This is a genomic window from Pseudomonas sp. SWRI77, from assembly GCF_014269105.1.
Classification (GTDB): Bacteria; Pseudomonadota; Gammaproteobacteria; order Pseudomonadales; family Pseudomonadaceae; genus Aquipseudomonas; species Aquipseudomonas capeferrum.
This window is the reverse complement of sequence record NZ_JABWRV010000046.1, coordinates 1-12,642: the sequence shown is the minus strand read 5'-3', so window position 1 is coordinate 12,642 and position 12,642 is coordinate 1. Positions and strand designations below refer to the sequence as shown.

General features: G+C 61.5%; 12 protein-coding genes. 10 read left to right on the top strand and 2 right to left on the bottom strand.

The genetic code is table 11. The features are described from left to right. Positions 1-207 precede the first annotated feature (207 nt). Together HU766_RS25665 and HU766_RS25660 are read right to left on the bottom strand one after the other, a co-directional pair. A complete protein-coding gene (locus HU766_RS25665) occupies positions 208-1,428 on the bottom strand; it encodes a CaiB/BaiF CoA-transferase family protein (protein WP_033702566.1) in 1,221 nt (406 codons plus the stop codon). A 14-nt stretch (positions 1,429-1,442) separates the two neighbouring features. Next, positions 1,443-2,624 (bottom strand): acyl-CoA dehydrogenase, encoded by a 1,182-nt coding sequence (locus HU766_RS25660; RefSeq protein ID WP_186661719.1) that lies wholly within the window; start codon positions 2,622-2,624, stop codon positions 1,443-1,445. A gap of 163 nt (positions 2,625-2,787) precedes the next feature. Between HU766_RS25660 and HU766_RS25655 the strand changes: the two genes are divergently transcribed. The 10 genes from HU766_RS25655 to HU766_RS25610 all read left to right on the top strand — a co-directional run bounded on the left by HU766_RS25655 (position 2,788) and on the right by HU766_RS25610 (position 12,537). Next, positions 2,788-3,687: a LysR family transcriptional regulator gene (locus HU766_RS25655; RefSeq protein WP_033702564.1), complete on the top strand. Its 900-nt coding sequence runs from the start codon at positions 2,788-2,790 to the stop codon at positions 3,685-3,687. Positions 3,688-4,123: 436 nt separating this feature from the next. Next, positions 4,124-5,245, top strand: a complete 1,122-nt coding sequence (locus HU766_RS25650; protein ID WP_186661716.1) for a Re/Si-specific NAD(P)(+) transhydrogenase subunit alpha — start codon at positions 4,124-4,126, stop codon at positions 5,243-5,245. A gap of 11 nt (positions 5,246-5,256) precedes the next feature. After that, complete coding sequence (locus HU766_RS25645) at positions 5,257-5,571, top strand: NAD(P) transhydrogenase subunit alpha (protein ID WP_033702562.1); 315 nt, start codon at positions 5,257-5,259, stop codon at positions 5,569-5,571. Positions 5,572-5,573: 2 nt separating this feature from the next. Next, complete coding sequence (locus tag HU766_RS25640) at positions 5,574-7,010, top strand: NAD(P)(+) transhydrogenase (Re/Si-specific) subunit beta (protein ID WP_186661708.1); 1,437 nt, start codon at positions 5,574-5,576, stop codon at positions 7,008-7,010. 188 nt (positions 7,011-7,198) lie between these two features. Continuing rightward, positions 7,199-8,692: an acetyl-CoA hydrolase/transferase family protein gene (locus HU766_RS25635; protein ID WP_033702560.1), complete on the top strand. Its 1,494-nt coding sequence runs from the start codon at positions 7,199-7,201 to the stop codon at positions 8,690-8,692. Positions 8,693-9,011: 319 nt separating this feature from the next. Then, positions 9,012-9,227 carry a DUF1127 domain-containing protein gene (locus tag HU766_RS25630; protein ID WP_186661706.1) on the top strand — a complete coding sequence of 72 codons (216 nt, stop codon included), beginning with the start codon at positions 9,012-9,014 and terminating at the stop codon, positions 9,225-9,227. 292 nt (positions 9,228-9,519) lie between these two features. After that, a complete protein-coding gene (locus HU766_RS25625; protein ID WP_033702558.1) occupies positions 9,520-9,837 on the top strand; it encodes a DUF2388 domain-containing protein in 318 nt (105 codons plus the stop codon). An 85-nt stretch (positions 9,838-9,922) separates the two neighbouring features. Then, positions 9,923-10,228, top strand: a complete 306-nt coding sequence (locus HU766_RS25620) for a DUF2388 domain-containing protein (protein WP_186661704.1) — start codon at positions 9,923-9,925, stop codon at positions 10,226-10,228. A 36-nt stretch (positions 10,229-10,264) separates the two neighbouring features. Further along, on the top strand, positions 10,265-10,585 hold the full coding sequence (locus HU766_RS25615) for a DUF2388 domain-containing protein (protein ID WP_027591949.1): 321 nt from the start codon (positions 10,265-10,267) through the stop codon (positions 10,583-10,585). After that, on the top strand, positions 10,582-12,537 hold the full coding sequence (locus HU766_RS25610; RefSeq protein ID WP_186661702.1) for a DUF4105 domain-containing protein: 1,956 nt from the start codon (positions 10,582-10,584) through the stop codon (positions 12,535-12,537). The genes HU766_RS25615 and HU766_RS25610 overlap by 4 nt, the downstream gene beginning before the upstream one ends. Positions 12,538-12,642 lie beyond the last annotated feature (105 nt).

Sequence of the window (12,642 nt, the reverse complement as noted above, 5' to 3'; positions counted from 1 at the left end):
TTTCGATCGGAGCACTTCCACCACTACCTGGCTCGATCAACTCATTGAATTTCAAGGAGTTTTTCGTTCCGACTACGCTGGAAGTGGGGCGCATTATAAGGGGATTCGAAACCGCGTCAACCCTTAATTCCAATAAACTTTGATATCGCCGAAAAGCAAAGCGGGGAGGCCTTCGGCCTCCCCGCTATTTCCTTGCTTTATATAGCCTTAAAGCACCCCGGCACTGCGCAAGCGGTGTACCGCCTCGGCATCCAGCCCCAATACATCACTCAATACCGCCTCGGTATGCTCACCCAGCAGCGGTGGCGCCCGTCGGTACTCTACCGGTGTCTCCGACAGCCGAATCGGGCTGGCCACCTGCGGCACGCTCCCCGCCAGCGGGTGCGCGATACTCACCGCCAAGCCACGCGCCACTACCTGCGGGTCCTGGAACATTTGCGCCAGGTCATTGATAGGCCCGCAGGGCACACCAGCCGTCTCCAGCTGGCTCACCCATTCTGCAGTGGTCTTGAATACCGTTGCCTGACGAATCAACGGAATCAGCTCACCACGATTGGCAACCCGCAGCTTGTTGGTAGCGAAGCGCGGGTCATCCGCCCATTGCGGCTGCCCCGCCACCTCGGCGAACTTGCGAAACTGACTGTCGTTACCCACGGTAAGAATGAAATCGCCATCGGCCGTGGGGAAGTCCTGGTAGGGCACGATGTTGGGATGCGCATTGCCCAGGCGCCGGGGCGGGTTGCCCGTAGTCAGGTAGTTCATGGCCTGGTTGGCCAGGCATGCCACCTGCACATCGAGCAATGCCATGTCGACATGCTGACCGATGCCGGTTTGATCCCGATGGGCGAGGGCGGCCAGGATAGCCACCGTCGAATACAGCCCAGTGAGGATGTCAGTCAGCGCCACGCCAACTTTCACCGGCCCCGCGCCTTCCTCGCCCTCAGGCCGCCCGGTCAGGCTCATCAGCCCGCCCAGCCCCTGGATCATGAAGTCATAGCCTGCGCGCTTGGCATAAGGCCCCGTCTGACCGAAGCCAGTAATGGAGCAATAGATAAGCTTCGGGTTGAGTGCCTTCAGGCTTTGGTAATCCAGCCCGTAGGCCGCCAGGCCACCTACCTTGAAGTTCTCGATGACGATATCCGACTTGGCCGCCAGCTCACGCACCAGGCGCTGGCCTTCAGGCTGAGTGAAGTCGATCGTCACCGAACGCTTGTTGCGGTTGGCCGAAAGGTAATAAGCCGCCTCGCTGGTGTTCTCACCCTGGGCGTCCCGGAGAAAGGGCGGGCCCCACGAACGGGTATCATCGCCACTGCCCGGGCGCTCGACCTTGATCACGTCAGCACCAAGGTCAGCCAGAATCTGGCCAGACCAGGGGCCGGCCAACACGCGCGAAAGGTCCAGCACCCGCAGATGTGATAGCGCGCCCATGGGCTGGCTCCTTATTAATAGAAGGCCTGGATGCCGGTCTGTGCACGCCCCAGGATCAGCGCATGCACGTCATGGGTACCCTCATAGGTGTTGACCACCTCGAGGTTGACCAGGTGGCGGGCCACACCGAACTCGTCGGAAATGCCATTACCCCCGAGCATGTCGCGCGCCATGCGGGCGATATCCAGAGCCTTACCGCACGAGTTGCGCTTCATGATCGAAGTGATCTCGACAGCCGCCGTGCCTTCATCCTTCATACGCCCCAGGCGCAGGCAGCCCTGCAGTGCCAGGGTGATTTCGGTCTGCATGTCGGCGAGCTTTTTCTGGATCAACTGGTTGGCTGCAAGCGGGCGGCCGAACTGCTGACGGTCCAGGGTGTATTGACGCGCGGTATGCCAGCAGGCCTCGGCGGCGCCCAATGCCCCCCAGGAAATGCCATAGCGCGCCGAGTTCAAGCAGGTGAACGGGCCCTTGAGGCCGCGCACGTTCGGGAAGATGTTCTCTTCAGGCACGAATACGTTGTCCATCACGATTTCGCCGGTGATCGAGGCGCGCAGGCCGACCTTGCCATGGATCGCCGGGGCACTGAGGCCTTCCCAGCCCTTTTCCAGCACGAAGCCGCGGATGTCGCCCGCGTCATCCTTGCCCCAGACCACGAACACATCGGCGATCGGGCTGTTGGTAATCCACATCTTGCTGCCGGTCAGGCGGTAGCCACCGTCGACCTTCCGGGCACGGGTGATCATCGAACCCGGGTCGGAGCCATGGTTAGGCTCGGTCAGGCCAAAGCAGCCGATCCATTCACCACTGGCCAGTTTGGGGAGGTACTTCTGCTTCTGCGCCTCGGTGCCAAATTCGTTGATCGGCACCATCACCAGGGAAGACTGCACGCTCATCATGGAGCGATAGCCCGAGTCGATGCGCTCTACCTCGCGTGCAATCAACCCGTAGCACACATAATTCAGGCCGCTGCCGCCGTACTGCTCGGGAATGGTCGCACCCAGCAAACCGATTTCGCCCATTTCGCGGAAGATTGCTGGGTCGGTCCGCTCATGGCGGAAGGCCTCGAGCACGCGCGGCGCCAGCTTGTCCTGGGCAAACTGATAAGCGCTGTCACGCACCATGCGCTCTTCTTCAGTGAGCTGCTGATCCAGCAACAGCGGATCGATCCAGTGGAAGCTTGCTTTACCGGCCATGAGCGAAATCCTCGATATAGAGAGAGCAAATTCTTGTGCCCTTGAGCCTAGGCCTGATCGGCTGCCGGGACAAACGAGGATTGCGCACGGATTAGTGATAATTTATCACTCCGTAAATCGGCAAAACGCCACATTGACAGCCTTACAAGTGAGGTTGACGTACATGCGCCGCAAGATCCCCAGTACCGCCGCCTTGGTCTGCTTCGAGGCGGCGGCGCGTAACGAGAGCTTTACCAAGGCTGCGCAAGAGCTTGCGCTGACCCAGGGCGCCGTTTGTCGGCAGATCGGTGGCCTGGAGGCCTTCCTTAATGTCGAACTGTTTCGTCGCTCACGGCGTGGGGTAAAGCTGACCGAGGCGGGCCTGTCTTATAGTCGCCAGGTCGCCGCGCAGCTGGATGCCGTTGAGCGCGACACCCTGTCGGTGATGCGCCAGCAAGGCGCCAACGTGATCGAACTGGCCGTGGTGCCGACCTTTGGCACCCAATGGCTGCTGCCCAGGCTCAAGGACTTCCAGCAGGGCCACCCGGACGTCACCGTCAACCTGACCAACCGCACCCGCCCGTTCCTATTCGCCGACACCGCCTTTGATGCCGCCATCTATTTCGGTGATGCCGACTGGTCAGGCACCCAGTCGCACCGGCTGATGGGCGAGAACCCTGTACCCGTGTGCAGCCCGGCCATGCTGGACGGGCAGGGCATGCTCGACGCCCGGCGCATTGCGCAACTGCCCTTGCTGCAGCAGACAACACGCCCGTATGCCTGGCGACAGTGGTTCGCCAGCCTGGGCATGAACGTGGAGCGCGACATGACAGGCCCACGCTATGAACTATTCTCCATGCTCGCGCAGGCGGCGATGCACGACATGGGCGTCGCGCTGATCCCACCCTTCCTGATCCAGCGTGAGTTGCAGGAGGGTAGGTTGGTGGTCGCTAACAGGCATGCCCTGAGCAGCGACAAGGCCTACTATCTGATGATTCCCGAGCGCAAGGTTGAGTCCGCTTCGCTGCGCGCCTTCCGCGACTGGCTGGTAGCACAAGCCAAGCAATACACGGCATCAACGTAGGAATACGGGGCAACCTGACCCCGTAGTCAATTATTTTAAACACCTACAGATATATGTATTTGTCGCATATACGTAAACTGTTATGCAAGCCTGATAATTCCCTTTAACCCTGCTGACTACGCGGCTTTCAGGGCGAAATTGCGACACTCAGCAAGTCGTAAGCGAATTACGGCCATTTTTTTTGATTTTTTCTCCTAATCTCCCAATAGCCCATGTTTGACGGGCTGCGACGGTAGGCTTGCGACATACGGTCACAGGGTGACTTGTAGTTTTAACTTCGTTTCGCTCCATAACCGGTTGTAGGCCCCCGGGTTCATCTGCAAAATGCCTGGCCCGCCTAGGACTCGGCGGGTTGACGCTCAACGACCGCACCAGCGCACCACCCGAAGTACGCTGGCTTCCACAAAGACAAAAGGTCACCGCAGGAGATAAAGTCGTGCACATTGGTGTTCCTCTCGAGACGCAGACGGGTGAGACAAGGGTCGCCGCGACCCCTGAAACCATCAAAAAACTGGTTGCTCAAGGCCATCAGGTCACCGTCCAACGGGGGGCAGGGCTAAACGCCAGCATTCCGGACAGTGCCTATGAGGCCGTGGGCGCCTCCCTGGGAAGCGCCGCCGACGCCTATGGCGCGCAACTCGTACTGAAAGTGGTCGCGCCCAATGATCAGGAGCTCGCGCTGATCAGCAGTGGCAGCCTGCTGGTGGGGATGCTCAACCCGTTCAACGGCGAACTGATCGGCAAGATGGCCGACCGCGGCATCACTGCCTTCGCCCTGGAAGCAGCGCCACGTACCTCACGTGCGCAAAGCCTCGACGTGCTGTCGTCGCAGGCCAACATCGCCGGTTACAAGGCAGTGCTGCTGGCCGCTCACTACTACCCGCGCTTCATGCCCATGCTGATGACCGCTGCCGGCACCGTTAAGGCTGCCCGCGTGCTGATTCTGGGCGCCGGCGTTGCAGGGCTGCAGGCCATTGCCACGGCCAAGCGCATGGGCGCCGTGATCGAGGCCTCGGATGTGCGCCCCGCCGTCAAGGAGCAGATCGAGTCGCTGGGCGCCAAGTTCATCGATGTGCCTTACGAAACCGACGAGGAGCGTGAGTGCGCCGAAGGCGTGGGTGGCTATGCGCGGCCGATGCCGGCCAGCTGGATGCAGCGCCAGGCCCAGGCCGTACACGAGCGCGCCAAGCAGGCCGATATCGTCATCACCACGGCACTGATCCCGGGCCGCAAGGCGCCGACCCTGCTCAGCGCTGAAACCGTCGCGCAAATGAAGCCGGGCTCGGTGGTCATCGACCTGGCGGCAGCCCAAGGCGGCAACTGCCCGCTGACCATTGCCGACCAGGTGGTGCTGGAAAACGGCGTGACCATCGTTGGCCCCACCAACCTGCCAGCCCAGGTGGGGGCCGATGCGTCGGCGCTGTACGCACGCAACCTGCTGGACTTCATGAAGCTGTTGTTCGACAAGGACAACGCGCTGGTCATCAACCTCGAAGACGATATCGTCGCGGCCTGCCTCATGTGCCGCGACGGGCAAGTCGTCCGCAAGAACGGCTAAGGAGCACGACAATGGAAGACATGCTGATTTCCCATGGCATCTACAACCTGATCATCTTCGTGCTGGCCATCTATGTGGGCTACCACGTCGTGTGGAACGTTACCCCGGCACTGCACACGCCGCTGATGGCGGTCACCAACGCCATCTCCGCCATCGTCATCGTCGGCGCCATGCTGGCCGCCGCGCTGACCGTGACACCGGCCGGCAAGGTGATGGGCACGCTCGCCGTGGCCTTGGCCGCGGTCAACGTATTCGGTGGCTTCCTGGTCACCCGTCGCATGCTTGAGATGTTCAAGAAGAAAGCCAAGAACGAGGCGAAGAAGTAAGCATGAGCATGAATCTGGTAACGCTTCTCTACCTGGTCGCCTCGATCTGCTTCATCCAGGCGCTCAAGGGCCTTTCGCACCCGACCACGTCACGCCGCGGCAACCTGTTCGGCATGATCGGCATGGGCTTGGCCATCGTCACCACCGTTGGCCTCATCTATAAGCTGGGCGCAGAGCTTGCCACCGCCGGCATCGGCTATGTGATCGTCGGCCTGCTGGTCGGCGGCACCGCTGGCTCGGTCATGGCCAAGCGTGTCGAGATGACCAAGATGCCGGAGCTGGTCGCCTTCATGCACAGCATGATCGGCCTGGCTGCGGTATTCATCGCCATTGCCGCCGTGCTTGAGCCCCAGTCGATGGGCATCGTCGCCGCCATCAGCGACCCGATCCCCACCGGCAACCGCCTGGAGCTGTTCCTCGGTGCAGCCATTGGTGCCATCACCTTCTCGGGTTCGGTCATCGCCTTCGGCAAGCTGTCGGGCAAGTACAAGTTCCGCCTGTTCCAGGGCGCACCGGTACAGTTCGCCGGCCAGCACAAGCTGAACCTGATCCTTGGCCTGACCACCATCGCCCTTGGCCTGCTGTTTACCTTCACCGGCCATTACAGTGCCTTCACCCTGATGCTGGCCCTGGCCTTCATCATGGGCGTACTGATCATTATCCCGATCGGTGGCGCGGACATGCCGGTGGTGGTGTCGATGCTCAACAGCTATTCGGGCTGGGCCGCTGCGGGTATCGGCTTCTCGCTGAACAACTCGATGCTGATCATTGCAGGCTCACTGGTCGGCTCCAGCGGTGCGATCCTCTCGTACATCATGTGCAAGGCGATGAACCGTTCGTTCTTCAACGTCATCCTCGGCGGCTTCGGCGGGGCGACGGATGTTGCAGGGCCAGCGGGCGCCCAGGAAGCTCGCCCGGTGAAATCCGGCTCGGCCGATGACGCCACCTTCCTGCTCAGCAATGCCGACACGGTGATCATCGTGCCTGGCTACGGCCTGGCGGTTGCCCGTGCCCAGCACGCGCTGAAAGAACTGACCGAGAAGCTGACCCACAACGGCGTGACTGTGAAGTACGCGATCCACCCGGTGGCAGGCCGTATGCCAGGGCACATGAACGTGCTGCTGGCCGAAGCCGAAGTGCCTTACGACCAGGTGTTCGAGATGGACGACATCAACGCCGAGTTCGGCCAGGCCGATGTGGTACTGGTGCTGGGCGCCAACGACGTGGTCAACCCGGCAGCGAAGAACGACCCCAAATCGCCGATTGCCGGCATGCCGATCCTTGAGGCGTTCAAGGCCAAGACCATCATCGTCAACAAGCGCTCCATGGCCAGTGGCTATGCAGGCCTGGACAACGAACTGTTCTACCTGGACAAGACCATGATGGTATTCGGTGATGCCAAGAAGGTAATCGAGGATATGGTCAAAGCAGTGGAATAACCCCACCGCGGTAAACCGTGCGCTATATAAGAAGCCCCGCCGAGAAATCTGCGGGGCTTTTTGCATTTGCCTGATCCAGATCAACGGCTCTACTTCCGGGCTTCTCATACGACCATGGTCGTGGGACGGCAACCGGCGAAATCTCTAGACTGCGCTCCAGTAGCTTCAGTAGCCTGAGATAACAATCCATGTACCGTGATCGTATCCGCTTGTCCTCCCTGCACAGCAAGGTAATGAGTGCGGCTGATGCCGCTGGTCTGATCGAGGACGGCATGACTGTCGGCATGAGCGGTTTCACCCGCGCCGGCGAAGCCAAAGCCGTACCCCATGCCCTGGCCGAACGTGCCAAGCAGTCGCCACTGAAAATCAGCTTGATGACCGGCGCCAGCCTGGGCAATGACCTGGACAAGCAGCTGACCGAGGCCGGCGTGCTGGCCCGCCGCATGCCCTTCCAGGTCGACAGCACCCTGCGCAAGGCCATCAACGATGGCCAGGTGATGTTCATCGACCAGCACCTTTCGGAAACCGTCGAACAACTGCGCAACCAGCAGCTCAAGCTGCCGGACATCGCGGTTATCGAAGCAGTGGCCATTACCGAGCAAGGCCACATCGTGCCGACCACCTCGGTGGGCAACTCGGCCAGCTTCGCGATCTTCGCCAAGCAAGTGATCGTCGAGATCAACCTGTCGCACAACGCCAACCTCGAAGGCCTGCACGACATCTATATCCCGACCTACCGCCCGACCCGCACACCGATCCCGTTGGTCAAGGTCGATGATCGCATCGGCAGCATGGCCATCCCGATCGACCCGGCCAAAATTGTCGGTATCGTCATCAGCGACCAGCCGGACTCGCCGTCCACCGTGTTGCCGCCTGACCACGAGACCCAAGGCATCGCCGACCACCTGATCAACTTCCTCAAGAAGGAAGTCGACGCCGGCCGCATGACCAACAAGCTCGGCCCGCTGCAGGCCGGTATCGGCAGCATCGCCAACGCGGTGATGTGCGGTTTGATCGATTCGCCGTTCGAAGACCTGACCATGTACTCCGAAGTACTGCAGGACTCGACCTTCGACCTGATCGACGCTGGCAAGCTGAGCTTCGCCTCGGGCAGCTCGATTACCTTGTCGTCCCGCCGCAACGCGGATGTGTTCGGCAACCTGGAGCGTTACAAGGACAAGCTGGTGCTGCGTCCGCAAGAGATCTCCAACCACCCCGAGGTGGTACGTCGCCTAGGCATCATCGGTATCAACACCGCACTGGAGTTCGATATCTACGGCAACGTCAACTCCACCCACGTCTGCGGCACACGGATGATGAACGGCATCGGCGGTTCTGGCGATTTCGCCCGTAACGCCCACCTGGCTGTGTTCGTCACCAAGTCGATTGCCAAGGGTGGTGCGATTTCCAGCGTGGTGCCGATGGTCAGCCACGTTGACCACACCGAGCACGATGTCGACATCCTGGTCACCGAGCAGGGCCTGGCAGACTTGCGCGGCCTGGCGCCACGCGAGCGCGCCCGGGCGATCATCGACAACTGTGTGCACCCGGATTACCGCGCAGCGCTTAACGATTACTTCGAGCGTGCGTGCCAACGTGGTGGCCATACCCCGCACATTCTGCGCGAGGCGCTGAGCTGGCACGAAAACCTGGAAGAAACTGGGCGCATGCTCGCCAGTTGATCGGTTGGGAGGGGGCTGCTGCACAGCAGCCCTTTCGCGACGCAAGGTCGCCCCACCAGTAGCCTTAATAAACTGTACTACTGTACTGGTCATCACGCTTCAATCCCGCCTTCACAAACCTCTCTCTACTCATTAATGCACCATAAAAGTGCAGACCAGTACAGTTGCGCCTATTTCGAGTGCAACAGTAGGGTTACACAGTTAACTGAACCATCGTAATGCAACAGAACTGTATCTACTGTTATGGACAAGAGAGGAGGATCATTGGCATCAGTTAAATCACTACCTAATCCCGCCATAAGCGGAAGGATGAAACATCATGGAACGTACACTCAGTTCCGGTCTGGTTTTTGAAAGCAACGCCCAGCAATCCAGCGCTTCGATGCCTCTGCGCGCTCTGTCCACCCTGCTGCTGTGGCAGCGTCGCATGGCCAGCCGCCGTCAACTGGCTCGCCTGGACTCCCGCCTGCTGGCTGACGCCGGTATCAGCGAGTCGCAGCGTTACGAAGAGCTGAGCAAGCCTTTCTGGCGCTAAGCTCCGGCTTGCCGGCTGCGGCCGGCACCGCGAATTCCAAACCCGTTGCAGGTGACTGCAACGGGTTTTTTGTGTCTGGCCCCGTGCTAGAGCACTTGGCAGTACAACAGGTACAGTTTATTTATAATCATAAACACACCAGCACAGTTTGTGAGCACGCCGTTCATTAACATCCAGAAACACCGGCGCGTGATACGCTTGGCTTAACAGTCTGGTAGAACCGGATGTTGAAAAAGTACCGAGGCGCGCAGTGCGAGCGTCCGATTAGCAGAATCCCCAGGAGTCCACGATCATGTCCCGTAAACATCTGATTGGCGCCGCCCTGATGCTGAGCCTGGCGGGCACCGCCAGCGCCACCAGCTTCGTCGTCACCACCGACGCAGTCGTGGGCGCTGTAGCCGCCTCGACTGACGCCACTTCCGACGTGTCTTCGTCGTTCCGCGACGACAAGATCGTCCAGGCCGCCCGTGACGACGCCGCCAGCTTCGTCGGCAGCCAAGGCGCTATTCGCGGCGCCAAGCTGGAAAGCGCCTTCCTGCACATTCGTGGGCAGATGCCGACCCTGCAGGCCAGCGACGCACAGTTGGCACAGGCCATCCTGGCGCTCTGACCTGCAACTGAGCCGTGCGGCTCGCGGGGTTCGCCCGCACAGCCGCACGCGCCTTCACGCCCACGTTTCAAGCCTTTAGAAGCCCATGCGTTATCTTTTGCCGTTGTTGTTCGCCGCCGTTGGCGTGCCCCTGAGCATGGCAAGTGCCCATGCCATGGACACCACCACACAAAGCCTGGTCATCACCGGCTATGTCACCAGCCAAGTCACCACCGCGCCGTTTGACCGCAAGCTGGTCAGCCAGGCCCGTGACGATGCAGCAGCATTCGTCGCCAGCGATGGCATGATTCGCGGTGCGCGCCTGGAAGCGGCTCTCGATTCACTGCGCTACCACTGTGCACGGCAGGCTGTCGGCGACCTGGAACTGGCGCAGGCAATTCTCGTCCAATGACTACACCTGACTCCCTGTATTTTTCGGAGATGCTCCATGCGTAAACCGCTGATCGCCGCTACCCTCGGCATGCTGCTGCTGGCCGACCTGGCCCAGGCACAGACTCTGGTGGCCACCAGCAATATCATCGTGCGCGCCTTCGGCCGCTCGATCGATTTCACCTCAGACACCACAACATCGATCCGTGACTCCAAAGTCGTGCGTGAAGCGCACGACGATGCTGCCAGCTTCGTCGCCAGCAACGGTGACATCCGTGGCGCCCAACTGGAGGCTGCCTTCAACACCCTGCGCGAGCGCCTGCCTGAAGCGCGTGGCGCCAGCGACCAGGTACTGGCCGAAGCCATCCTGGCACTGTGAACCAGGTGCGTGCCTGGCTGCTCGGCGGCGCCCTGACGCTGCTCGGCACGCCCGCCCTGGCCGACCTGCAGCTGGTGCTGCAGGCTTCCGGCCTCGACCCTCAACAAACTCAAGCCAGCCAGGCACTGCTCGACGAAGCGCTGAGCAAGCTGCCGCCGCGCTTCAAACAGCAACTGGACCGGCGTGTGCTGGTCAGTTGGAGCGCGCGCATGCCTGCCGACGCGTATGGCCAGGCATCGCTGGTTTCCACCCTGGCGCTCAACAGCCGCCTGTTGCCAGGGCTGGCTGATGGCAGCGCCGCCCACGAACGTACCGACCGCCCGCATGGCACCGTGCGGGAGGAGTTGTTGGCCACTGTGCTGCATGAGCTGACCCACATTTACGACCGCGCACGGCTATGGCCCGCTACCGAGCGCTCGCTGATCGCCCGCTGCAAGCGCCAGCAGGGCACCGTGGGCAAAGTCGGCCTGCCAGAGGCGTGCCGCGGCCAGGCCGAGCGGCGCTTCACCTTGAGCGATGACCCACGCCTGCTCGACCTTGCCGGCTGGCAGCAGTATGTCGGCCGCCGTGGCGAACGCGAGCAGCACAACGGCCAGTTCGTGCGCAGCCCCGACAGCTATGAGCTGAGCAGCCCCAAGGAATTCATCGCGGTCAACATGGAGTACTTCCTCCTCGACCCGAGCTATGCCTGCCGGCGCCCAGCCTTGAACCAGTACCTGCGCGACCACTTCGGCTGGGCCCCCGAGCAACAAGCCTGTGCCAAAGGCCTGCCGTTCCTCAATGCCGGCAGCGACTTCGCCCGCCAGCCGCTGGGCGAGATCGACCCCGAGCGCGTCTATGAAGTCGACTACCTGCTGGCCGAGGCCAATCAGAACTGGGTCAGCCGCTGGGGCCACAGCATGCTGCGCCTGGTCATCTGCAAGCCTGGCCGGCCGCGCGGCCCGGATTGCCGCCTGGACCTCGACCAGCACCTGGTGCTGTCGTACCGCGCCTTCGTCAACGATGTGCAGCTGTCCAGTTGGGACGGCCTGGTCGGCGCTTACCCGTCGCGGTTGTTCGTGCTGCCGTTGGGCCAGGTGATCGACGAATACACCAAGACCGAGCTGCGTAGCCTGGCCTCGATCCCGCTCAGGCTCGACCGCCAGGAAGTCGAGAACCTGGTGCGCCAGGCCGCAGAAATGCACTGGAGCTACGACGGCAATTACTACTTCCTGTCCAACAACTGCGCGGTCGAGTCGCTGAAACTGCTACGCAGCGGCACGGCTAACCCACGCCTGAACGACCTGGACAGCATCATGCCCAACGGCTTGCTGGAGGTGCTCAAAGGGCGGGGCATTGCCGATACCCGTGTGCTCGATGACCCACGCGAAGCGCTGCGCCTGGGTTACCGCTTCGACTCCTACCGCGACCGCTACCAGGCCATGTTCGACGTGCTGAAAAAGCAGCTGCCGATCAAGCAGGACAAGGTCGAGGACTGGCTGGCCCTGGATGCCGAGCAGCGCCGCAGCTGGTTCGCCCAGGCCGACCTGCGCACCAGCGCCGCCTTGCTGCTGCTGGAACAGGCCAGCTTGCGGCGCCAGCTGTTGCTGGCCCAGGACGAGGTCAAGCAGCGCTACCTGAACGCTGCTGCACTGAAGGATGGCAGCATCGACAAGGCCAACCAGACGCTGCAGCAGATGCTCGCCAACAGCGGTTTTCTCAGCCGCCCGGCAGAACTGCTGGATGCCAAAGGCTACGGCCTGCCGCAGCCTGATGAGCGCAAGCACCTGGAGCAGGTCAGCAGCGAGCGGCAGGCCCAGTTGCTGCGGCTGAGCACTGACCTGGACAAAGAGGTGAGGGCGCTGCTGGACCCGTCGCGGGCCAAGGAAATTGCCGCGATAGAGGCCAACGTGAAGCAAGTGGGCGAGCATTTGCGGGCATTGCACAAGGCCGCAGGTGGGCTGCAGTTGTAATCGATGGACTCGCCCCCGCCGAGGCATCACAGTGCCACGGTGGCGTTCATAGAAGCCAACGGCAGCGAGGGCGAGACCATGAAAAAGCATAGTTCGAAGCACGAT